Source organism: Kitasatospora sp. NPDC101447, from assembly GCF_044767225.1.
GTDB lineage: Bacteria > Actinomycetota > Actinomycetes > Streptomycetales > Streptomycetaceae > Kitasatospora.
Genome location: NZ_JBIWNL010000034.1, coordinates 59,148 through 80,356, shown reverse-complemented (window position 1 = coordinate 80,356; position 21,209 = coordinate 59,148). Strand labels below are relative to the sequence as shown.

Here is a 21,209-nt window from a genome sequence, read left to right as displayed (position 1 = left end):
CGCCCACCGCTTCCACGGCTCCCACCCTCCCCGTCCGCGCCTGGCACTTCCCGACCGAGGACTCCATGCGTCTGCGCAGCAGCTCGATCCGCGCGAAGATCATCGCGCTGCTCCTGGTGCCCATCGTGGCGCTCACCGCCCTGTGGGTGTACGCCACCCTCGCCACTACCGGGGACGTCTGGAGCCAGCTGAGGAACAGTCGTACGTACAAGGAGTTCTCGGGCCCGGTCGACCAGTACGCCGCCGACCTGCAGAACGAGCGCCGCGCCGCCGTCCAGCGCCTGGCCGACCCGCGCTCACCCGTCGCCCGGGACGCCTACGAGCACGCCAAGGCCGCCACCGACCGCAGCCTCACCGTGCTGCGGCAGAAGAAGGACGGCTCCGGGAACAAGCTCTCCACCGCCCAGCGCGGCCGCTTCGTGCAGATCATCGCGGCCGCCGACCAGATGGGGCCGCTGCGCTCCCAGGTCGGCCGTCTGGCGCTCAACTGGGAGTTCGCGCTGGACCAGTACAGCGACCTGGTCAAGCCGGTGTTCGGCTTCCGCTCCGCGTACGTCGCCCGGCAGAGCGGGCAACTCCCGCGTCAGGGAACCATCCTGATCGAGCTTTCACGCGCCCGCGAGTACCTGGCGCAGGAGGACGCGGCGATGGAGGGGCTGCGCACCAGCATCACCAAGCCCACCGCCGAGCAGTACCAGGTCGCGCTGGACGCCCTGCACAATCAGCAGGCGCTGTTCACCGTCTACATCGCCGAGCTCGAACCCGCCGACCAGTCCGACTACGCCGCCCTCCGCGGCGGCGAGGCCTGGAACGCCCTGGCCCGGGCCGAGGCCGACTTCGTCGGCGCCGGCGGCCCCGACCGGGTCGTCCAGGCGCTCAACAGCGACTCCTGGCGGGAGACCGCGGACCGGGCGCTCGGCGACCTCTCCCAGATCAACACCCGGATCGCCGCCGGACTGGACGACCGAGCCCGGTCCGCCGCGATCGGGATGCTCTGGCGCGGCGGCATCGCCGGTGCGGTCGGCCTGGTGGCGGTCGTGCTGTCGGTGCTGATCTCGTTCCGGATCGGCCGGGGCCTGGCCCGCGAGCTGATCGGACTGCGCAACGCGGCCAACGAGCTGGCCGGCACCCGGCTGCCCTCCGTCATGCTGCGGCTGCGCCGCGGCGAGCCGGTGGACGTGGCCACCGAGGCGCCCGAGCTGCACTTCGGGGACGCCGAGATCGGGCAGGTCGGCCAGGCCTTCAACGCGGTGCAGCGCGCCGCCGTCGAGGCCGCCGTCGAGCAGGCGGACCTGCGGCGCGGCGTCTCGGCGGTGTTCGTCAACCTGGCCCGGCGCAGCCAGGTGCTGCTGCACCGCCAGCTCACCCTGCTCGACACCATGGAGCGCCGCACCGAGGACCCGGCGGAGCTGGCGGACCTCTTCAAGGTCGACCACCTCACCACCCGCATGCGCCGGCACGCCGAGGGCCTGATCATCCTGGCCGGCGGCTCGCCCGGGCGCGCCTGGCGCAAGCCGGTCCGGATGGTGGACGTGGTCCGGGCGGCGGTCGGCGAGGTCGAGGACTACGCCCGGGTGACCGTCCGGCCGTTCCCCGGCACCGGACTGCTCGGCAGTGCCGTCGCGGACGTCACCCACCTGGTCGCCGAACTCGTCGAGAACGCCGCCGTGTTCTCCCCTCCGACCACCCAGGTCACCGTCCAGGGCGAGGTGGTGGCGCACGGCTTCGCCCTGGAGATCGACGACCGCGGGCTCGGGCTGAGCGAGCAGCTGCTCGCCGAGATCAACGAACGCCTCGCCGTTGAGCAGGAGTTCGACCTCGCCGACACCGACCGGCTCGGCCTCTTCGTGGTGAGTCGGCTGGCCCGGCGGCACGGCATCCGGGTGCACCTGCGGCCGTCCCCGTACGGCGGGACGACGGCGGTGGTGCTCATCCCGCGCGAACTGCTCGCGGAGGCGCCGGACGGGCTGGCGGAGCCGAACGCGGCCGGGCGGCGCCCGGCCGGCGGTGGCGGCCGTCGCGGGCAGCGGGACCTGGTCGCGGTGCCGGGGCCGGGCGCGGGGGCTTCGACCGGGACCCCGGCCGGGCGTTCCTCCGGGGCCTCGACGGGCTCCGCGTCCGGCTCGTCCGCCGCTGTCGGAGCCGGAACCGGAGCCGGTGCCCGCGCCAGTGTCGGTGCGGGTGCCGATGCGGGCGGTCGGCACCGGGTGACGGGAGGTCCGCGGCCCTCCGTGCCCGAGGCGGGGCGTACGGCGGGCGGTCTGCCGCGCCGGGCCTCGCGGGGCAAGGGCGGACCGGTCCTGGTCCCCGCGCCCGGGGCGGACGCCGGGGAAGCGCCGGGGACCGGGCGGCACCGGCGGGACGACCTGGTGGTGGCCGCGGCCGAGGAGGCCTTCGCGGCCGCCGAGGCTGCCGAAACCGCCGGGACCGGCGCTGTCGGCACGGCCGCGACTGCCGGGACGACCGGGACGACCGGGACGGCTGCGGTTGCCGGGACCACCAGCACCACCGGTGCCACCGGTCCCGCCGTCGGCGCCGAGGTGCCGCCGGCCGACGCCGCGCCGCGGACGGCGGGCGGCCTGCCGCGTCGGGTCCGGCAGGCGAACCTGGCGCCGCAGCTCAGGGAGCAGCGCACGGAGCAGCTGAAGGAACGATTCCGCAGCGCCGACGGGCCGGACGGTACGACCGGGGACTCCGGATCCGTTCCGGACGCCGCGGACGTGCGGGAGCGCTCTCCCGAGGAGGCCCGGGCGACCTTCGCCTCGTTCCAGCGCGGCTTCACCCGCGGGCGCGGCGCGACCGCCGCGGTGGGCCGTGCCGGTGCCGCCAAGGACCGCGACGCCCCGGCGGAGGGCCGCGACGGTGCCTCGAAGGACCGCGACGGCACGTCGGAGGGCCGCGAGAAGGGGTCGAAGGGCCGCGGGGGATCGTCGCGCGACCGGGTCGCAGCCGTACTGCCCTGGCTGCCGCCGGACCCGTCCCGCCGGGCGATCGCCCCGGCACCCGCCCCGGCGGCGCTGACCGCCCCCACGGACACCGGGCGGGCCCCGCTCGCCCGTCGGCCGCAGTCCGGACCGCCGGTCCGTCGCGGCCCGGGCACCGGCTCACCCGTACTGCCGGGACAACCCGGCACACCCGATTCATCGGCACAGCCGGTACCACCCCTACGACCGGCACCGGCTGTGCGACCGGTACCACCCGTGCGGCCGGTACCACCAGTACGACCCGCATCACCTGCACCACCCGCTCCAGCGGAAGGAACTGATTCATGACCACTTCGACGCAGCCGTCCGGGGACCTCAACTGGCTCCTGGACGACCTCGTGGGGCGCGTCGCGGCCCTGCGGCACGCGGTGATCCTCTCCAGCGACGGCCTGGCCACCGGCGCCTCCCGGGAGCTCGACCGTGAGGACGCCGAGCACCTGGCCGCCGTCGCGGCCGGGTTCCACAGCCTGGCCAAGGGGGCCGGCGGGCACTTCAAGGTCGGCGGCGTCCGGCAGACCATGGTCGAGCTGGACGAGGCGTTCCTGTTCATCACGGCCGCGGGCGACGGCAGCTGCCTCGCCGTGCTGAGCGACGCCGAGGCCGACATCGGCCAGATCGCCTACGAGATGGCCCTGCTGGTCAAGCGGGTCGGCGAGCACATGGCCGCCGAGCCGCGCACCGAAACCGCCCCGCCGGGGAGATGAGCGGGCCGATGGCGGATCCGAAGGCCGACGTGCCGGACGGCCCGGACGTGCCGGTGGGCGCGGACGGGCCGTCCGGTGCGGACGCGTCCCCGGGTGCGGAGGCGTCCCCGGGTGCGGAGGCGTCCCCGGGCGCGGACGCGTCCTCGGGCACGGACGCTCCGGCGGACGTGGAGCAGGTGGACCCGGACGGACCCGACGTCGACCTCTTCCGTCCGCGCACCCCGGTCGACGACCGCTGGTTCGACGACGAGGCCGGCCCGGTGGTGCGGCTCTACTCGATGACGCGCGGTCGCACCCGGCCGGTCGAGGAGGGCCTGTTCGACCTGATCTCGCTGATCACCGCCGCCGAGCCCGGGCCGGACGCGGGGGCTGTGCCCGCGCACGTCCTCGACCCGGAACACCAGACGTTGCTGGCCCTGTGCCGCAACGAGCCGCTCTCCGTCGCCGAACTCGGCTCCTTCACCGACCTGCCGGTCAGCGTGGTGCGCGTGCTGCTCGGCGACCTCTACGACGCCGACCTGATCAGCGTCACCCGACCCGTTCCGCTCGCCGAGCTGCCGGACGAGCGCCTGCTGCGAGACGTGATCAATGGACTCCGTGCGCTCTGACCACCACCCCCGCCCGGACGGTGCCGTGTCCCACCCGGTGAGCCCCAACGACCCGCGGTGGCGCGGCGGTCCGGCCGTCGCGGTGAAGATCCTGGTCGCGGGCGGCTTCGGCGCGGGCAAGACCACCCTGGTCGGTTCGGTCAGCGAGATCCGGCCGCTGCGCACCGAGGAGGAGCTCAGCGAGCTGGGCCGCCCGGTGGACGACACCTCGGGCGTGGAGGCGAAGAGCACCACCACGGTGGCGATGGACTTCGGCCGGATCGACCTGCGCCCCGGTCTCGCGCTCTACCTGTTCGGCACCCCCGGGCAGGACCGGTTCTGGTTCGTCTGGGACGAGTTGGCGCGCGGCGCGCTCGGCGCCGTGGTCATCGCGGACACCCGGCGGCTGGCCGACTGCTTCCCGTCCGTCGACTTCTTCGAGCAGCGCGGCATCCCGTTCGTGGTCGCGGTGAACTGCTTCGACGGCACCGATCGGTTCGCGCCGGACGAGGTGCGGGACGCGCTCGACCTCGACCCGGACATCCCGGTGGTGCTCTGCGACGCGCGGCTGCGCGAGGACGGGAAGGAACTGCTCGTCGCGCTGGTCGAGCACGCGGCGGCGCGCCGGCGCCACGCTCCCGCGCGGGTCTGACCGGGCAGCACCGGGCAGCTCGGCCCGGTGGCTCCCTCGGCCCGGTGGCTCCCGTGGTCGGGTGGCTCCCTCGAACCGGTGGCTCGCTCGGCCTGACCTGCGGGCTCGGCCCGGCCGTGCCGCGTCGAAGGGGGTCGGCCCGTGCTGCCGACCGACTCTGAGGGAGCCTCGGGCGACGGCGTTCGCGAGCACCCCGCCCCGACCGATGTCTCATTTCGCCGTCCGCATTCCGGACGGGCAGTGTGCGGAAGGTTGCCTAGACCCGCCCGGCCGTGGAAGGCTCTGTGGACGAAGGCCGCCCGGCCATGCCGTCGGGAGCCGCGGAAACGCTCCGTTCACACGGGCGTTGCCGATCGGCGGACGGCCTTCGACGATCCGGCGAGGCACCGCCGGTGCGCACCGGCAGCGGTGCGGACCGCGCACAGAACGAGGGGGAGGGCAGCATGACGACCGTCGGCCGACGAGGCACCGTCAGCGTCGTGTCCGGGCCCCTCATGCCCGGCTCCGCCCGTTCGGGCGCTGCCGGTCCGGTGCTCACCGTCCGCCGCTACATCGACCACGCGCTGATCTGCAGCGCGTGTTGTCGCTGACCGGCCTGTCCCGTCCCGGTACGTCCCCGGCGCTCCCGGCCCACCAGCCACCGCCCGACGCACCGTCGATCCCGTCGACCAGGCCGTAGCGGACCGCCGTCCGGCGTGCCGCGGCCGACCAACCGGACCCGCCCAGCGGAGAGACCACCAGTGAACATCGTCTGCCCCAGACCTGCACCCGCCGCCGTCGGCCGTACCCGAACGAGCGGTACGGCCACCGCTATGTGCGCGGGCGGTCGACGGACCGGACGGTGGAACGGGCGCGCGAGCCGCGCCGAGGACAGCCGACGGGGTCGCCACGACCTGGAGCCCTTCTGGCCGTCCCGGCAGCCGCACCTGTTCGATCAGACGTGTCCGGGTTCGCCCAGCGCGTCCCGGCTCTCCGCCCGCTGACCCGGTTCCGTCCGGTCCAGCCCCGGCAGTACGCCCGGTCGACGCGCAGACGACTCCACCCCGTCCGTCACGCGCGAAATGAGCGGCACACCATGTCTTCTTCCTCCACGGCCACCCTCCCCCTGCCCACCGCGACCCCGCACCTGCGCGCGGTCCGCACGGTGCCGACGGTCCCCTCCGGCCCGTCCATTTCCTCTGTTCCCTCTGCTCCGCCCGTTCCTCCGGCCGTTCCCGGCTCGGTCGGCGACCGGTGGTCCGCGGGCGTCCGCCCGTCGCACACCGGCTCGGCCCGTCCGGTGGCGGCCCCGACGGCCGCCGCGCCGCAGTCGGGGGCGGTCGTCCCGCCGGCCCCGCCTGCGCTGCTCGCCGCGCTGCCGGAGGGGGCGGCCGTCGTCGCCGCCCTGCCGCAGGGCGTGCTGCCGCAGGGGCTGCTCGCCCAGTACGGGGCGCAGTTCGGGACGCAGTTCGGCGGTGCGAACGGGAGCCCGATGGTCGGGTACCTGGTGCTGGTGCCGGCCGAGAGCCCGGTGGCGGCGACTGGGCCGGTCGGGACTGCCGGCCTGCCCGGAGCTGCTGCCGCTGCCGTCACTGCCGCCACTGGTGCCGCACCCGGGGCTGCCGGGACCGATGGGTCGTCCGGGGGCCCCGCGTCGGCGGGCGTCCGGCAGGGGCGTCCGGCCGGGAAGGGCATCAGCGTCGACACCGAGCGGCGCAACGCCCACGTCGACGGCCAGCTGCTCGACCTCACCTACCTGGAGTTCGAGCTGCTGGCCCACCTCACCGAACACCCGCAGCGGGTGCACACCCGCGACCACCTGGTCTCCGCGGTCTGGGGCTACGGCCACGTCGGGGACGGCCGGACGGTCGATGTGCACGTCGCCCGCCTGCGTCGCAAGCTCGGACCGGCCTACCGCGACACGATCGTCACGGTCCGCCGGGTCGGCTACAAGTACACCCCGGCCGGTGTCTGACGGCTGACCTGTGACCTGTGACCTGTGACCTGTGGCCTTTGACCTTTGACTTGTGACCGCCGACCGTGGCGGCGGGTCGCCCGTGTCCTCGAAACGGACGGTGGCCCGTCGCTGCAAGCATGGTGACGATGCGTCAGGCGCGCTGATCAGGCGGCAGCAGGAGTACCGCGAGGGCGTCGGCGCAGGTGCGGGCGTGGCCCAGGAACCAGTCCAGCCGGTCGTCGGTGAGGTGTGCCGGGGTCGAGCGGACCGCGAGCGCGAAGCGGGCGCGTCCGGCGCGGTCCAGGACCGGGACGGCCACCGTCCGCACCCCGGCGGCCGATTCGCCGTCGTTGAGCGCGTGCCCCGTCATCCGGACCTTCGCCAACTCCTCCTCCAGGAGCGCCGGTTCCGTGATCGTGCGATGGGTGAAGGGCTGCAGCGGCCCGAGCGCGTACGCCGCCGCCTCGCCCGGGCGCGGCCAGGCCAGCAGGACCTTGCCGAGTGCCGTGGAGTGCAGTGGGCGGCGCAGGCCCAGCCCGGTGTCCGGGCGGACGGACCCGCCGACCAGGATCACCGCGTGCGGGCCGCTGCGGATCGCGAGGTCGGCCGTCGCACCGGTGCGCCGGGAGAGCACCTCCAGCTCCGGCACGGCCAGGTGCAATCCGCGCTGGTGGAAGGTGAGTTGGCCGAGCTCGGCGACGGCCGGGCCGAGCCGGTAGCGGGCGGTCCGCTCGTTCTGTTCCAGGAAGGCGGCGCTGACCAGCGTACGGGCCAGCCGGTGCGCGGTGGACACCGAGAGTCCCATGCGGCGGGCCAGGTCGGAGGCGCTCAGGTCGGGGCCGTTGTCGTGGAAGCAGTGCAGCAGCCCGAGCGCGCGCTGAACGGCCTGCGCACCGGCCGGCGGACTCTGGACGGCGGTGGCGGCCTCGGCCATGACACCTCGCGTTTCGATTCGGAACCCCGGCGGACCGCCGGAGGGAGTCTCAGCGTAGGGCAGCCAGGGCTGCGGGAATGTGTCGATGACGTTGCGAATGGAATGGCATCGACGAGCAGTGGATCCCATGATGTGGCAAGGTTCGGCTTTCGCTTCGGCTGCCGTGGAGCGCTGTCACTTCCGGCGCGCGTCGTCGCCAGGTCAGCGCCTCCCGAGCCCGGGCGCCTGTGCGGAATGCGGCGCATTGTCCCGCATCGTGGAATCGTCATCGGCGTCCGGTGGGTGCGCGGCCTGGCCGGCTTCCATGGCGCACTTGCGCTCGCCGGGCTCACCCTGAAGGATGCCGAACTCATCGACGCCCCGGGCACCTCACCACGGACAGATGACAGATGACAGATGACAGAGAACAGATGACAGCCGACAGATGTTGAAATCTGTCGGCTGTCATCTGTTGCCCGCTCGCCGTCAGCTACCGCTCGCCGCCGCAGCGGGCCGGCGATCGGACCGACGGGCGGTTCACCGGCTCAGCCGGTCGATCTCCGCCAGCTCCTCCGCCGTCAGCGGCCCACCGGCCAGTGCGTCGAGGTTCTGGTCCAGCTGGGCCACGCTGCTCGCGCCGATGATCACCGACACCACCCGCGGGTCCCGCAGCACCCAGCACAGCGCCAGCTGCGCCAGCGACTGCCCGCGCCCCTCGGCGATCTTGTTCAGCGCCCGCAGCTGCTCCAGCTTCTGCCTGGTCAGCGCCTCCTCGGTCAGGAACTTCCCGACCGACATCCGCGAGCCCGCCGGCACGTCGCCGGTGAGGTAGCGGTCCGTCAACAGTCCCTGGGCCAGCGGCGAGTAGGCGATCAGGCTGGTCTGGGTGTCGCCCACCGCGTCCAGCACGCCGCCCTCCTCGACGGACCGGTTGAGAATCGAGTACGCCGACTGGTTCATCAGCACCGGCGTCCCCAGCTCCCGCAGGATCGCCACCGCCTCCCGGTGCTGCTCCGCCGGGTAGTTGGAGATCGCCGCGTACAGTGCCTTCCCCGAGCGCACCGCGCTGTCCAGCGCCCCCATCGTCTCCTCGATCGGGGTGTCCGGGTCGTAGCGGTGCGAGTAGAAGACGTCGACGTAGTCCAGCCCCATCCGCTCCAGGGACTGGTCGAGGCTGGCCAGCAGGTACTTGCGGCTGCCGCCGTTGCCGTACGGGCCGGGCCACATGTCCCAGCCGGCCTTGGTCGCGATGAACAGCTCGTCCCGGTACGGCCGGAAGTCCTGGGCGAACAGGTAGCCGAAGTTGCGCTCGGCGCTGCCGTACGGCGGGCCGTAGTTGTTCGCCAGGTCGAAGTGCGTGACGCCCCGGTCGAAGGCCCGGCGCAGCACGGCCCGCTGCACCTCCAGCGGCTGGGCGTCACCGAAGTTGTGCCAGAGCCCGAGCGAGACGGCGGGCAGCTGGACGCCGCTGCGCCCGGCCTTCCGGTAGGTCATCGAGGCATAGCGGTCATCCGCGGCGAGGTAGTTCATGCCGGACATCTTGCCAGCCGCCCCCGATCGATCAAGGCTTCGCCCCGATTCCGGCCGGTGCCCGCCCGTGCGGAGGACCGTCGGTGCGCACGCCGAGTGGAGCGCGGCGCGAGCAACTGGAGCTGCTCGCGGGCGGGGTGGCTCCCGCGATCCGGCGCGAGCGCCCTCGGCTGACGCTCCGCCGTCCGCCCGCGCAGCGCGCCGTGCACCCCCTACGGGGCGTGATGCCGACAACCGTGTGTGACGTGACGCGCGCCACCGGTCGGGCCGGAATGCCCCTCGGTGGTACGGGGGATGACGAACGGTCGAGGGGCCGTGGCCGCCGGGGGGCGGCGCACGGCCCTCAATCGTTCGGCGGCCGAAGGCGCTTCCGGGAATCGCCCCGGAAGTCGGAAGCCGAAGGTCGGAAGTCGAAGGTCGAAGGTCGGAAGTCGGAAGCCCGTTCGGAAGAAGCCGGAAATCGGATCCGGAAGAGGGCTGGCTGTTTGTACCTACTGGTATGTACAGTGATCCGCATGAGCACTCAGGACCGCCTCATCGAGAGCACCCAGGCCCTCCTCTGGGAGCGTGGCTACGTCGGCACCAGCCCGAAGGCCATCCAGCAGCGCTCCGGCGTCGGCCAGGGCAGCATGTACCACCACTTCACCGGCAAGCCCGACCTCGCCGCCGTCGCCCTACGCCGAAGCGCCGGGGAGATCCGGGGCATCGCCGAGGCCGACCTCGCCGCCCCCGGCAGCGCCTACGACCGGATCGCCTCGTACCTGCGCCGTGACCGCGACGTCCTGCGCGGCTGCCGGATCGGCCGGATGGCCCAGGACCCGGACGTGATCGCCGACCCGCAGCTGCGCGCCCCCGTCGAGGAGACCTTCGACTGGCTGCGCGGCCGGATCGCCGACCTGGTGGCCGAAGGCCAGGCGGGCGGCGAGTTCGCCCCCGGGCTCGACCCGGCCGACACCGCCGCCGCCGTGGTCGCCGTCGTCCAGGGCGGCTACGTGCTGGCGCGCGCCGCCGACAGCGCCGAGCCCTTCGACCAGGCCGTCCGCGGCGCCCTCGGCCTGCTGGTGGCACACCGGACGGCCTGACGGGCCGAACCGCTTGAGCCGGCCGAACCGCTTGAGCCGGCCGAACCGGACCGACCGAAGGCACCCCCGGCCGACGGCCCGACGTCGCCCCACCGACCCCGAGGAGTCCCGCCGTGCACGCCATGCAGTACGAGATCACCCTCCCCGCCGACTACGACATGGGCATCATCCGCAAGCGCGTCGCCGACAAGGGCCATCTGCTCGACGCCCACCCGGGCCTCGGCCTCAAGGCGTACCTGGTCCGCGAGCGCGGCCGGGACGGTTCCCCGGTCAACCAGTACGCGCCGTTCTACCTCTGGCGCACCGCCGAGGGCATGAACAGCTTCCTCTGGGGCCCGGGCTTCCGTGGTCTGAGCGCCGACTTCGGCCGCCCGGTCGTCCACCACTGGCTCGGATCGGGGCTGGCGCACGGCGGAGCGGGCGTTGCGGGGGAGGCCGACCCGACCACCGCCACCCGCGACACCGTACGGCTGCCGGAAGCCGTCGACCCGGCCGAGGCCGTCGAGCGGGCCCTCGCCGAACTCCCCGCGGACCCCGCCCTGCACACCGCCGCCGTCGCCGTGGACCCGAGCCGCTGGGAACTGCTCCGCCTCGCCCTGTGGCGCGGCCCGGCCCCGCAGGACGCGCCCGGCACTCGCTACCAGGTGCTGCACCTCTCCCGCCCCGAACTCGACCGGCTGCCGACCGGTCGCCACTGGTGAAAGGCCAGGACACCCCGATGACTTCCGCCCCGCTCACCAATGCCCCGCTCACCGCCGCCCCGCTCACCCCCGCGCCACTCGACCGGGAAGCCGGCTACGCCCTGCTCGCCGAACTCGCCGGCCCGGGCGCCGCCGCCACCCTCGGGGGCCTGGACGCGCTCGCGCCGGGCTTCCCCGACTGGATCGTCACCAGCCTCTTCGGCGGCACCTACCAGCGCCCCGGACTCGCCCTGCGCGACCGGCAGATCGCCAATCTGGCCGCCCTCACCGCCCTCGGCGGCGTGGATCCCCAGCTCGCCGACCACGTCCGCTACAGCCTGCGGATCGGCATGACGAGGGAGGAGGTCACCGAGGTCATCCTCCACCTCGCCCCCTACGTCGGGCTCCCCAAGGCCCTGGCCGGCCTGCGCGTCGCGACCGCCACCTTCGCGGAAGCCGCCGCCGACCCGGCGCCCGCCCCCGCCCCCGGCCCCGAGACCTCCGAGACCTCCGAGACCCCTGACGTCCCCGAGACCCCCGAGGACGAAGCATGAGCCGCACCGTCCGTACCGTCCTCGGCGACCTCGATCCCGCCCGCCTCGGCATCACCGACTCGCACGACCACCTGTTCATCCGCAGCCCGCTGCTCCCCGGACAGGAGCTGGACGATCCGGCTGCCGCCGAGGACGTCCTGCGCGCCTACGCGGCCGTCGGCGGCCGGGCCTTCGTGCAGTGGACCCCGTTCGGCATGGGCCGGGGCGCGGACTCCCTCGCCGCCCTCTCCCGCACGACCGGCGTCCACGTCGTCGCCGCCACGGGCGCGCACCAGGCGGTGCACTACCCGCCGGGCACCGACCCCGCCCCCGACGACCTCGCCGCACGGTTCGTCGCCGAGCTCACCACCGGGCTGCCGGGCACCGAGCCGTCCCCGGACACCGTCGGCGCGCCCGGTGTGCCGGGTGTGCCGGGTGTGCCCACCGCGTCCGGCGCCGTCCGGGCCGGGCTGATCAAGGTCGCCGACGACGCCGGCCCCGCCACCCCGCACACCCGCCGGACGATGGCCGCAGCCGCCGAGGCCCACCACGCCACCGGCGCGCCGATCGCCGTCCACCTCGAACCCGACGGAGATCCGCACGAGGTCCTGTTCCGGCTCAGCAGCCGGAACGGAGTCCGGCCCGACCGGATCATCCTCGGGCACCTCACCCGCTTCCCCGACCGCGCCGTGTACCGCAGTCTCGCCGCCGCGGGAGTCCACCTCGCGCTGGACAGTCCCTCGCGTGCCGGCCACCCGGCCGACCTGCAGGCCTTCGACGTGATCGCCGACCTGGTCGAGGCGGGGCACGCCGGCCAGCTGCTGCTGGGCGCCGACACCACGACCCGTACCGCCCGACAGGCCGGCGGCCCGACCCGTCTGCTCACCGACCTCGCCCCGCGCCTCGCCCGCACCTTCGGTCCCGAGCTGCCCGAGCTGCTCCTCACCGCCAACCCGGCGGCCGCCTTCGCCGCGGACTGGCGCACGCCGTGACCTCGGCAGACCCGGGCAGGAGGCATGCCGCTCGCCCGCGCTCCTGTGGCCGACTCCTCCCGCCCGGGTTTGAATCCGAATAGCCCTCCAGCCGGATGAGGGGCGCCCCCAGAGAGGCGGTCCCGACGATGTCCGCACAACCGGCCCACTCGTGGCTCGCACCCGCCCGGCTCGCCGTCGCGGCCCTCGTCGCCGTCGCCCTCTGCTTCTCCGGCTACCGCGCGGCGACCGACTCCCCCGGGGTGGTGAACTTCTTCAGCTACTTCACCAACCTCAGCGCCCTCGCCGGCATCGCCGTCCTGGGATACGGCGGCTGGGCGGGCCTGACCGGACGCCGCCCGGTGCCGGACGAGGTGCGCGGGGCGGTCGTGCTCTACCTGGTGGTCACCGGGCTGTTCTACGGCACGCAGCTCGCGACGTATCCGGAGCAGCAGACGATCCCGTGGGTGAGCGACGTGGTGCACCGCGTGCTGCCGCTCGTCGTGCTCGCCGACTGGCTGGTCGACCCGCCCACCCGGCGCATCCGCCCGGTCACGGTGCTCGGCTGGATGGCGTTCCCGCTGGTGTACCTGACCTACGCCCTGCTGCGCGGCTACGCGATCGACTGGTACCCGTACGTGTTCCTCGACCCCGGCCGGCACGGCGGCTACCGCCGGGTGTCCGGGGCCTGCGTCCTGACGGCGGCGGCCTTCGTCCTGCTCGGGGCCGCCGTCGCCGCAGTGGGCAACGCCCTCGCCGCACGCCGGGACGCCGGCGACGGAGCGATCCCCGGGGGCCGTCACGCCCGTGCCGGAACGGGCTGACGGACACCGGACGCGCTGCCTACGGTGCTGACCATGGTGACGCTGCGAACTCTCACGACCGCCGACTGGCCGCTCTGGCGCGGCCTCCGTCTCGGCGCCCTGACCGACGCGCCGCACGCCTTCGCGTACGGGCTCGCCGAGTGGCGAGCGGGCGGCGAGGAACGGTGGCGCGCCCGCCTCCACCTCCCGGGTGCCCACCACGTCGCCGCCTTCCTGGCGGACGACCCGGTCGGGCTCGTCGGCGGACTCCACGGATCCCCGGACGGTGTACGGGAGTTGCGATCGCTGTGGGTCGCCCCACAGGCACGCGGCCGGGGCGCCGAACACGAGCGGGGCCTGTGCCGTACGGGGGAAGGCACAGGCCCCGCGGTTCGGGGGCGGCGGTCACATGTGGGTGCCGCCGTCGATGCGGAGCTCGGTGCCGGTGACGAAGGCGCCGTCGTCGGAGGCGAGCATGGCGATCACACCGGCCACCGTCTCCGGGCCCGCGAAGCCCCGGCCGAGGGCGGGGGAGAGCTTGGCGAGCAGGCTGAGGTCGGTGTCGGCGGGCAGGCCGGGGTTGTTGGTCATGCCGCTGTCGATGCTGCCCGGGGCGACGCAGACCGCGCGCAGGCCCTGCTTCGAGTACTCCGAGGCGATGGCGTGCGTGAACGACTGGATGCCGCCCTTGGTCGCGGCGTACGCGGCCATGTAGGGGTGGGCGAAGGTCGCGGAGGTGGAGCTGAAGTTGACCACCACGCCCTTGCCGCCGGCGAGCAGCACGGGCAGCGCCTCGCGGGTCATCAGGAAGGTGCCGGTCAGGTTCACCGCGAGGAGCTTGTTCCAGAAGTCCAGGGTGGTCTCGTGGGTGTGCGACGCGCGGAGGATGCCGGCCGCGTTGACCAGGACGTCCAGGCCGCCCAGCTCGGCTACCGCCGCGCCGACGCCCGCGACGACGGCTGCCTCGTCGGAGATGTCCAGGACCCGGAGGGTCAGGCGGTCCGCGGTGCCGTCGGCGGTCGCGCGGTCCAGGGTCTTCTTCAGGCCGTCCTCGTCGACGTCGACGGCGACGACCTTCCCGCCCTCGGCGAGGATCCGGTGCACGGTCGCCTGGCCGATGCCCGAGCCGCCGCCGGTGATCAGGACGTTCCGTCCGCTGAAGCGCTCCATGGTGGTACTCCGTTCGTTCGTGGTCTCTCGACCTCAAGAGACACGGTACGCCTAAGTGACACGTCGTGCCAAGAAGTCTCGAAGTGCCATGCAGGCGTGATGCGTCACAGTGGCACTCGGCCGCGTAGGCTGACCCCGTGACCGGACGCCCGACCCTGAACCAGCGCCGCCGTGACGCCACCCGGCTGGAGATCGCCCGCACCGCCGCCGCACTGTTCGCCGACAAGGGGGCGGAGGCCACCACCGCCGAGGAGATCGCCCTCGCCGCGGGCATCTCGCTGCGCACCTTCTACCGGTACTTCTCCGTCAAGGAGGACGCCGTCGCCCCGCTGCTCGCCGCGGGCGGACGGCAGTGGGTCGAGCAACTCGCCGAGAGTTCCGCCGACCTGTCGCTGCGTCAGGCGCTGGAGAGTGCGGCGGTCGCTTCGCTGACGCCGGCCGACGACGCGGGCGCCGAGATGATGCAGTGGACCCGCAGTCTGCTCCGCGACCCGCGCCTGGAAGGCGCCTGGCAGCGCGTCCACGCCGACTCGGAGGTGCGCCTGCGGGCCGTCCTCGCCGAGCGCTGTCCGGAGGGCACCGATCCGCTGGAGATCCGGCTGGCCGCCGCCGCCGCGACCGCGGCGATCCGGGTGGCGCTGGAGCAGTGGGCCTCCTCCGACGCCCCCGCCACCGGCCCCGGGTCCCCGCACGACCTGGGGGCGCGATGCATGCGCGAGCTCACGGCGGGGCTGCGGCTCTGGGAGCGGGTGTCCTGAGCCCGCGCGGGTCCCGACGCGGGGCGGGCGGGGGAGTGTCGCCAGACGGGTTTCAGATGACAGATAACAGATTTCGAAATCTGTCATCTGTCATCTGTTGCCTGTCATCTGAAACCTGAAGTCCGGCCGTTCCCCGCAACCTCCCAGCCGTCATCAGACTTCTCCCAGCTGGCGCTAGGGTTGGTGATCGCGCCCCGGCGGGGGAACCGGGGTGACCTCCTCGGATGTCCCCAGCGGAGGGGACTGGAGTTCGAGGCGTGGGAGCAAGCAGGACATGGGTCTGACGAGCCACAAGATGTTGGCGCTGACCGTATTGATAGCCGTCGTGGCGATGGGGGGCACGGTCTGGCTGTGGCCGAGACTGGCCAGGAAGACCTGGCAGGCGGTGATCGGCCGGATCGGCGCACTCCTCGTCACCCAGCTCGCGGTGCTCTCGGCCCTGGGCCTGGTGGCGAACAACTACTTCGCCTTCTACAGCAGTTGGGGCGACCTGCTCGGCACCGGCGACACCGGCCCGGTGGTGATCCACAACAAGGCGGACGCCTCCGGGCGCCTCCTGGTGGAGACGATCGGCCACGCCTCGGTCAAGGGCGGTGGCGCGATGGGCCGTGAGCCCGGCCAGTCGGGCGAGATCCGCAAGGTCCGGATCGACGGCGCGGTCAGCCGGCTGTCGACCGAGGGCTACGTCTACCTGCCCCCGCAGTACTTCCAGCCGGAGTACGCGCACAAGCAGTTCCCGGCCGTCATCGTCAGCACCGGATTCCCAGGAATCGCCGAGAACCTGATCACTCGGTTCAACTACCCGGGCGCGGCGCTCAAGCTGCTGCAGGAGGGCCGGATGCAGCCGACCGTCATGGTCCTGATGCGTCCCTCGCCCGCGCTGCCGCAGGACACCGAGTGCGAGGACATCCCGAACGGCCCGCAGTCCGACACGTACTTCACCAAGGACGTGCCCGCGGCGATCCAGGCCAGCTTCCGAGTCTCCTCGGACCCGCAGGCCTGGGCCTTCATGGGCAACTCGACCGGCGGCTACTGCGCGCTCAAGTTGGCCATGCGCCACCCGGACGTCTTCCCGACGGCAGTCGCCCTCTCGGCCTACTACGACGCCGCCGACGACCCGACCACCGGTGACCTCTTCGGCGGCAGCAAGCAGCGCCGCGACGAGGCCAACCTGATCTGGCGGCTGAAGAACCTGCCCCAGCCGAACGTGTCCCTGCTGCTGGCCGGGACCAAGAAGGGCGACGGCGACTACCGGCGGGAGACCGAGGCCTTCGTCGACGCCGCGCGGAGCCCGATGAACGTCTCGTACAGCATGTTGGAGAACGGCGGCCACAACTTCGAGACCTGGAGCGCGCTGCTGCCGTCCTCGCTGGAGTGGCTGTCCCAGCACCTCAGGGTCCCGAACCCGACCGCCTGAGGACCGTCCGAACGACCGAACCCCCCCGGGGCCTGAACGCAGGGCCCGGGGGGTTCGGTCGTCCCGCGGTTCAGGCCACGCGCTCCAGCGTTCCGGTGTGCAGCTGCCCGACCCGTCCGCCCTCGCCCTCGAAGGTCCAGAAGGCCCGGACCGTCAGCTCGTTGAGGTCCATCACGTGGCTGACGGTGATCCCGCTCTGCTCCGTCCAGCTGACGAAGTAGATCTCCGGCGCGACCTCGGCGACGTGCAGCCGCACGTCCTCCCACTGGCCCGCGGACTCGCCGAGGCCCTCCCAGCGCAGCCGCGTGCCGTCGGCCGAGTAGGTGTTGCGGAAGGCCGCGCCGTTGTCGGCCCGGAAGACGTAGGTACGGCCGGCGAAGGCGGGCAGGGACGCGGTCATGGTGGGGCGGCTCCTCGTTTCCGGTGTGGTGGTGTTGTGCACTGCGTAAGATGTCGGACCTCCAATTTATCCGACCGGGTGTACACGGTCATCGCTTTGCCACGGTACGGATCGCCACAGCGCTGCTCACCGGGTGTGCGACCGGCACATGGGCACCCGTCGCGCACCGGTCCTACCGTCCGGCCATGAGACGCACCCCCACGGCCGGTACCGGCGCGAGACACGCCCGCGTGAGACGTACCCCCACCACGCTCACCGCCGTCCTACTGGCCCTCGCCGCCCTCCTCCTCGGCACCTCCGCCCCCGCCTCCGCCCGAGCTGGGACCGCCTCCGCCCGAGCTGGGACCGCCTCCGCCCGAGCGGGGACCGCCACCGCCGCCCTCACCCTGGAAGCCGCCTTCCCCGCCCCCGGCAACGGCTGGGCCAAGGTCGAGCGCTACCTCGACACCACCCCCGGCTTCCGCACCGAGCAGTTCCCGTCCGACGGCCGCGGCGACCAGGACGGAGCCCGCCGGACGTACTTCGGCACCGGTGAGCCCTCCTCCGGCCGCTTCCTGCTCTACTCCGCCACCGGCTGGGACACCGGCAGCCGGGCCGCGCCCGTCCTGCTGGTCCACGGCGCCAACGACAACGCCGACCGCGCCTGGGCGAACCCGGGGGAGAGCGGCACCTGCGGCGCCGCGACCTGCCCGTCCACCGGCCTCGCCCAGTACCTCGCCGGCACCGGCCACCGGGTCTTCGCCATCGGCTTCGCCCACAAGCACGGTGACAACCTGCTCCAGGCGCAGGCCGTCGGCGACGCGATCGCGCTGATCCGGGCCCGCCTCGGGGCCCCGCAGGTCGACGTGGTCGCCTGGAGCAAGGGCGAGGTCGCCGCCAGGGCGTACGTGTCCTCGGTGCGGCCGTCCTGGGGGCGGGCGTACGCGGGCGACGTGCGCCGTCTGGTCACCCTCGGCGGGCCGAACGGCGGGCTCGACTACGTCTACGCCCACGGCTGGTCGTTCGACCTGGCGACGTGGCCGGCCTGCGGCGGCACCGCCAACGCACCGTCCCCGCACCTGTACATGACCTGCTACGGCACATACACCGCGCAACCCTGCCTCGGCGTGCTGCCGGCCGGCGGGTACGACTGCTACCCGGGCCAGCGCCAGCTGCTCGCCCGCTGGGACGGCAGGTACGGAGTGGACGGCAGCGCCCAGGACTGGTGGACCACCTACTACGGCGGCCAGGGGTTCTACACCTCCGGCCAGGGCATCCAGGCGGCGATCGACGCGGGCTCCCTGATCGCCCCGCTCCAGCAGGCCGGGATCCCGGCCGCGGTGCGCACCTACCTGCTGGCCGGCGGGTCGGCGGACATCCCGGGCGTGCTCAACGAGAACCGCGGGCCCAGCGACGGCATCGTGTTCACGGCGAGCGCCCTGGACACCACCGGCATCGCGACGGTCGGCGGCACCCGGCTGCTGAGCGGCCTCGACCACCTGGAGCTCGGGTGGGCGCCGGAGGCCGAGAGCCAGGTGGACGCCTGGCTCGGCTGAACGCCCGGCCGGAACGCGCAACCGGAACGCGCAACCGGAACGCCCGGCCGGACACCCGCAGAGCCACCCCGCCGGGCATCGTTCCAGGCCACGTGAACTGATCAACTCGGCCGCCACACAGCGTCGTTGATCGACACCACTGTGAGCTGCGCGACAACCCGTCCGCCGGAGTTGTCCGTTTACGTACGGCCTGCCTAGCCTGCAACGGTCGTCCGCCCCTGGCGGACCCCGCCGCCGGGACGCCGAGTCCCGTCCACCCGTCGGCGGGTCACCGAGCACCACAGCGGACGGGAGCGGGGAAACCAAGGTCGGCGCCCGGCCCGTGCGCTCGCGCGTACGGGTCGAGGCTAGGGGTGAAGCCGCTCCACAGGCGGCCGGGCAACTGCAGCCCGAACCCGACAGCTAACCTCGCAGGCGTCGCAGAGGTCACCTCATGCCCAAGCCTGCTGCCCGGCGCCGTGCACCGCGTCACGCCCGCCCCTCCCACCGCGGCCGCAACGCCGCCTTCGCCGCGACCGGGGCGCTCGCCATCAGCGGCGCCGGCCTGCTCGGCGTGCCGTCCGTCACCGGTGCCCAGGCGGCCACCGTTCCGACCGTCACCCAGGACCGGCTCGCCCCCGCCACCATGGTCGCGGGCAAGGCCGCCACCGCCTCGCTCGGCCTGCACTCCTCGGCCTGCTTCACCGCCAAGACTGTGGGCGTGGGCGTCCGCGACGCGCGCGGCACCAACCTCGACTTCCCCGGCAACGCCTCCAACGTGCAGATCTGCCCGAGCGGCGTGAACTTCACCAGCGGCGCGCGCACCCTGCCGGCCGGGACGTACACCGAGTTCGGCTTCTGGCAGGACCTCGGCGGCGTCTGGCACAACCTGCCCTCGCAGCAGCTGGTGGTCTCGACCACCGCCACCCCGGCCCCGGCCCCGACGGCCACCCCGACCCCGGCCCCGACGGCCACCCCGACCCCGGCGCCGACCCCCACGCAGACCCCGAGCGCCGCGCCGACCCCGACCACCCCCGCGCCGACCCCGAGCGCCACGGCGAGCCCGACCACCCCCGCGCCGTCCTCCCCGGTCGCCGGCAAGTCGCTGACCTGGTCCGACGAGTTCAACAGCGCCATCTCCTGGGGCCAGCGCTGGGTCGGCGACAAGAGCACCGCCTACAAGTACGGGAACCACAACCCGGACGACAACAAGCTGGACTGGCTGAACAAGAACAACGTCAGCGTCGCGAACGGGGTCGCCACCTTCACCGCCACCTCCGGCGGCCCGGCCCTGGAGAACGGCAAGCAGTCCTGGAACACCGGCTTCCTGACCACCGAGGGCTCCGGCGAGGGCTTCCAGGTCAAGACCGGCGACTACGCCGAGACCCGGGTCAAGCTGCCCGCCGGCACCGGCGCCTGGCCCGCCCTGTGGACCTGGAAGAACGGCAACGGCGAGGTCGACTCCTTCGAGTACCACCCCGACAACCCGAACCTGCTGGAGCTGACCAACCACGTCAACCCCGGCAACGCGAAGTACTACACCGACGCGAGCGCCGTCGCGAAGGACCAGTGGGTGACCATCGGCACCTACTACGGCGCCAACTCGGTGGACTGGTACGTCAACGGCGCGAAGGTCTTCTCGGACGGCAAGGGCGTCGGCGCCAACTGGTCGGCGTACCTGATCCTCAACCTCTCGGTGTGCGCGGGCCAGTACCACCCCGCGCCGCAGGGGACCGCTCCGATCACCATGGCCGCCGACTACGTCCGCGTCTACCGGTAGTCGGGTAGGACGTCCCACCGGTCGCCGGAAGCCGGCAGCCGCTCGCCGGCGGCCGGTGACCGGTGGGTCGACGTGGTTCAGGAGCCGTCGGCCGGCTCGGCGACCGTGATGTCGAACGGCTGCCGGTGGCTGCTCTCGTCCTGGTCGTCCGCGCTGCGCACCGCGACCCAGCCGCCGCTCAGGGTTCCCACGGGCAGGTCGGGATCCAGCCGGACCGGGACGAGGGCGGTCGCGCTGCGCCCCTCCTTCAGCCCGGGGCCGAAGACGCAGCGCACCCGGTGGCCGCCCTGGAACACCTCGCAGTCCTCGGGGAAGAACGGGCCCACCGGGGTCACACCCGGCGGCAGGGTGACCACGACCGTGAACGGGGAGGCGGTGGTCTCCGGGCCCCGGTTGGCGACGAAGGCGTGGATCGTCGTGGTGCCGTCGGGCGCTGCCGCCTCCGGGTCGAGCCGGACCACCTGCAGGCGGGAGTGGGACGGCTGGGCGACCAGGGCCGGCAGCGTCGACACCGCGGGGCCGGCGGACCCGCCCGGTGCGCCCGGCGCGACGGGCACGACGGGCACCACCGGCGCCTTCGGCGTGACGACGTCCACTGCCGGGCGTGGCTCAGGCCGACGCAGTGCCCAGGACGGGCCGGTGGCCAGCACCGTCGCCGCGCAGCTCGCCGTCACGACCGCGACCAGCCCGACCCGGCCGAACCCCCCGACCCGGCCGAACCCCCCGACCCTCGCGCCGCGCCGCGGGTCCGCGCCACCCCGTACATCCCGGTGTCTCATCCCGGTCACCCTGCTC

At 73.6% G+C, this 21,209-nt stretch carries 20 protein-coding genes and 1 riboswitch; of the genes, 15 read left to right on the top strand and 5 right to left on the bottom strand.

The genetic code is table 11. The features are described 5' to 3' along the window. Nucleotides 1–65: 65 nt before the first annotated feature. The 6 genes from ACIRST_RS33365 (at nt 66) to ACIRST_RS33340 (ending at nt 6,881) form a co-directional block, all read left to right on the top strand. Entirely contained in the window at nt 66–3,272 is a 3,207-nt protein-coding gene (locus tag ACIRST_RS33365; RefSeq protein WP_402807045.1) for a nitrate- and nitrite sensing domain-containing protein, read from the top strand. Next, nucleotides 3,269–3,688, top strand: coding sequence for a roadblock/LC7 domain-containing protein (locus tag ACIRST_RS33360; RefSeq protein ID WP_350526220.1), 420 nt, complete (start codon nt 3,269–3,271; stop codon nt 3,686–3,688). The genes ACIRST_RS33365 and ACIRST_RS33360 overlap by 4 nt, the downstream gene beginning before the upstream one ends. A 278-nt stretch (nt 3,689–3,966) precedes the next feature. Continuing rightward, nucleotides 3,967–4,296 carry a DUF742 domain-containing protein gene (locus tag ACIRST_RS33355; RefSeq protein ID WP_402807078.1) on the top strand — a complete coding sequence of 110 codons (330 nt, stop codon included), beginning with the start codon at nt 3,967–3,969 and terminating at the stop codon, nt 4,294–4,296. A gap of 37 nt (nt 4,297–4,333) precedes the next feature. Further along, a complete protein-coding gene (locus ACIRST_RS33350) occupies nt 4,334–4,927 on the top strand; it encodes an ATP/GTP-binding protein (protein ID WP_350526242.1) in 594 nt (197 codons plus the stop codon). Between the two features lie 443 nt (nt 4,928–5,370). Continuing rightward, complete coding sequence (locus ACIRST_RS33345) at nt 5,371–5,517, top strand: hypothetical protein (RefSeq protein WP_402807042.1); 147 nt, start codon at nt 5,371–5,373, stop codon at nt 5,515–5,517. Nucleotides 5,518–6,206: 689 nt separating this feature from the next. Beyond that, nucleotides 6,207–6,881 (top strand): winged helix-turn-helix domain-containing protein, encoded by a 675-nt coding sequence (locus ACIRST_RS33340; protein ID WP_402807075.1) that lies wholly within the window; start codon nt 6,207–6,209, stop codon nt 6,879–6,881. 133 nt (nt 6,882–7,014) lie between these two features. Here ACIRST_RS33340 and ACIRST_RS33335 read toward each other — a convergent pair whose 3' ends face one another. Beyond that, on the bottom strand, nt 7,015–7,797 hold the full coding sequence (locus ACIRST_RS33335) for an IclR family transcriptional regulator (protein ID WP_402807040.1): 783 nt from the start codon (nt 7,795–7,797) through the stop codon (nt 7,015–7,017). A gap of 516 nt (nt 7,798–8,313) precedes the next feature. Then, nucleotides 8,314–9,306, bottom strand: coding sequence for an aldo/keto reductase (locus tag ACIRST_RS33330; RefSeq protein WP_350526224.1), 993 nt, complete (start codon nt 9,304–9,306; stop codon nt 8,314–8,316). Nucleotides 9,307–9,821: 515 nt separating this feature from the next. Here ACIRST_RS33330 and ACIRST_RS33325 point away from each other — a divergent pair. From ACIRST_RS33325 to ACIRST_RS33305, 5 genes are all read left to right on the top strand, one after another. Continuing rightward, nucleotides 9,822–10,388, top strand: a complete 567-nt coding sequence (locus tag ACIRST_RS33325; protein WP_350526225.1) for a TetR/AcrR family transcriptional regulator — start codon at nt 9,822–9,824, stop codon at nt 10,386–10,388. A gap of 113 nt (nt 10,389–10,501) precedes the next feature. Continuing rightward, nucleotides 10,502–11,089: a DUF4865 family protein gene (locus ACIRST_RS33320; RefSeq protein WP_350526226.1), complete on the top strand. Its 588-nt coding sequence runs from the start codon at nt 10,502–10,504 to the stop codon at nt 11,087–11,089. Between the two features lie 17 nt (nt 11,090–11,106). After that, the gene (locus ACIRST_RS33315; protein WP_402807035.1) at nt 11,107–11,622 is read left to right on the top strand and encodes a carboxymuconolactone decarboxylase family protein; all 516 of its coding nucleotides are present in this window, start codon (nt 11,107–11,109) and stop codon (nt 11,620–11,622) included. Next, on the top strand, nt 11,619–12,593 hold the full coding sequence (locus ACIRST_RS33310) for a phosphotriesterase (protein ID WP_402807032.1): 975 nt from the start codon (nt 11,619–11,621) through the stop codon (nt 12,591–12,593). The genes ACIRST_RS33315 and ACIRST_RS33310 overlap by 4 nt, the downstream gene beginning before the upstream one ends. A gap of 128 nt (nt 12,594–12,721) precedes the next feature. Continuing rightward, nucleotides 12,722–13,396, top strand: coding sequence for a Pr6Pr family membrane protein (locus ACIRST_RS33305; protein WP_402807030.1), 675 nt, complete (start codon nt 12,722–12,724; stop codon nt 13,394–13,396). A gap of 384 nt (nt 13,397–13,780) precedes the next feature. Here ACIRST_RS33305 and ACIRST_RS33300 read toward each other — a convergent pair whose 3' ends face one another. Next, on the bottom strand, nt 13,781–14,545 hold the full coding sequence (locus ACIRST_RS33300) for an SDR family NAD(P)-dependent oxidoreductase (protein WP_402807027.1): 765 nt from the start codon (nt 14,543–14,545) through the stop codon (nt 13,781–13,783). 137 nt (nt 14,546–14,682) lie between these two features. On the opposite strand from ACIRST_RS33300, the gene ACIRST_RS33295 reads away from it, so the two are divergent. Beyond that, nucleotides 14,683–15,303 carry a TetR family transcriptional regulator gene (locus ACIRST_RS33295; protein ID WP_402807025.1) on the top strand — a complete coding sequence of 207 codons (621 nt, stop codon included), beginning with the start codon at nt 14,683–14,685 and terminating at the stop codon, nt 15,301–15,303. A gap of 274 nt (nt 15,304–15,577) precedes the next feature. Then, nucleotides 15,578–16,720, top strand: a complete 1,143-nt coding sequence (locus ACIRST_RS33290; protein WP_402807022.1) for an alpha/beta hydrolase — start codon at nt 15,578–15,580, stop codon at nt 16,718–16,720. 70 nt (nt 16,721–16,790) lie between these two features. Here ACIRST_RS33290 and ACIRST_RS33285 read toward each other — a convergent pair whose 3' ends face one another. Further along, entirely contained in the window at nt 16,791–17,120 is a 330-nt protein-coding gene (locus ACIRST_RS33285; protein WP_350526233.1) for a phenolic acid decarboxylase, read from the bottom strand. A 230-nt stretch (nt 17,121–17,350) separates the two neighbouring features. On the opposite strand from ACIRST_RS33285, the gene ACIRST_RS33280 reads away from it, so the two are divergent. After that, a complete protein-coding gene (locus tag ACIRST_RS33280) occupies nt 17,351–18,655 on the top strand; it encodes an esterase/lipase family protein (protein WP_402807019.1) in 1,305 nt (434 codons plus the stop codon). 266 nt (nt 18,656–18,921) lie between these two features. Next, a riboswitch (cyclic di-AMP (ydaO/yuaA leader) is annotated at nt 18,922–19,087 on the top strand. Between the two features lies 1 nt (nt 19,088). Beyond that, nucleotides 19,089–20,414, top strand: a complete 1,326-nt coding sequence (locus tag ACIRST_RS33275) for a hypothetical protein (RefSeq protein WP_402807016.1) — start codon at nt 19,089–19,091, stop codon at nt 20,412–20,414. Nucleotides 20,415–20,491: 77 nt separating this feature from the next. Here ACIRST_RS33275 and ACIRST_RS33270 read toward each other — a convergent pair whose 3' ends face one another. Beyond that, nucleotides 20,492–21,088 carry a hypothetical protein gene (locus ACIRST_RS33270; RefSeq protein ID WP_402807014.1) on the bottom strand — a complete coding sequence of 199 codons (597 nt, stop codon included), beginning with the start codon at nt 21,086–21,088 and terminating at the stop codon, nt 20,492–20,494. Between the last annotated feature and the right edge of the window lie 121 nt (nt 21,089–21,209).

What these genes read in the sequence shown, in the direction of transcription:
- ACIRST_RS33365 (WP_402807045.1), top strand. Translation starts at nt 66, where the DNA reads ATGCGTCTGCGCAGCAGCTCGATCCGCGCGAAGATCATCGCGCTGCTC.
- ACIRST_RS33360 (WP_350526220.1), top strand. Translation starts at nt 3,269, where the DNA reads ATGACCACTTCGACGCAGCCGTCCGGGGACCTCAACTGGCTCCTGGAC.
- ACIRST_RS33355 (WP_402807078.1), top strand. Translation starts at nt 3,967, where the DNA reads ATGACGCGCGGTCGCACCCGGCCGGTCGAGGAGGGCCTGTTCGACCTG.
- ACIRST_RS33345 (WP_402807042.1), top strand. Translation starts at nt 5,371, where the DNA reads ATGACGACCGTCGGCCGACGAGGCACCGTCAGCGTCGTGTCCGGGCCC.
- ACIRST_RS33335 (WP_402807040.1), bottom strand. Translation starts at nt 7,797, where the DNA reads ATGGCCGAGGCCGCCACCGCCGTCCAGAGTCCGCCGGCCGGTGCGCAG.
- ACIRST_RS33330 (WP_350526224.1), bottom strand. Translation starts at nt 9,306, where the DNA reads ATGAACTACCTCGCCGCGGATGACCGCTATGCCTCGATGACCTACCGG.
- ACIRST_RS33325 (WP_350526225.1), top strand. Translation starts at nt 9,822, where the DNA reads ATGAGCACTCAGGACCGCCTCATCGAGAGCACCCAGGCCCTCCTCTGG.
- ACIRST_RS33315 (WP_402807035.1), top strand. Translation starts at nt 11,107, where the DNA reads ATGACTTCCGCCCCGCTCACCAATGCCCCGCTCACCGCCGCCCCGCTC.
- ACIRST_RS33310 (WP_402807032.1), top strand. Translation starts at nt 11,619, where the DNA reads ATGAGCCGCACCGTCCGTACCGTCCTCGGCGACCTCGATCCCGCCCGC.
- ACIRST_RS33305 (WP_402807030.1), top strand. Translation starts at nt 12,722, where the DNA reads ATGTCCGCACAACCGGCCCACTCGTGGCTCGCACCCGCCCGGCTCGCC.
- ACIRST_RS33300 (WP_402807027.1), bottom strand. Translation starts at nt 14,545, where the DNA reads ATGGAGCGCTTCAGCGGACGGAACGTCCTGATCACCGGCGGCGGCTCG.
- ACIRST_RS33290 (WP_402807022.1), top strand. Translation starts at nt 15,578, where the DNA reads ATGGGTCTGACGAGCCACAAGATGTTGGCGCTGACCGTATTGATAGCC.
- ACIRST_RS33285 (WP_350526233.1), bottom strand. Translation starts at nt 17,120, where the DNA reads ATGACCGCGTCCCTGCCCGCCTTCGCCGGCCGTACCTACGTCTTCCGG.
- ACIRST_RS33275 (WP_402807016.1), top strand. Translation starts at nt 19,089, where the DNA reads ATGCCCAAGCCTGCTGCCCGGCGCCGTGCACCGCGTCACGCCCGCCCC.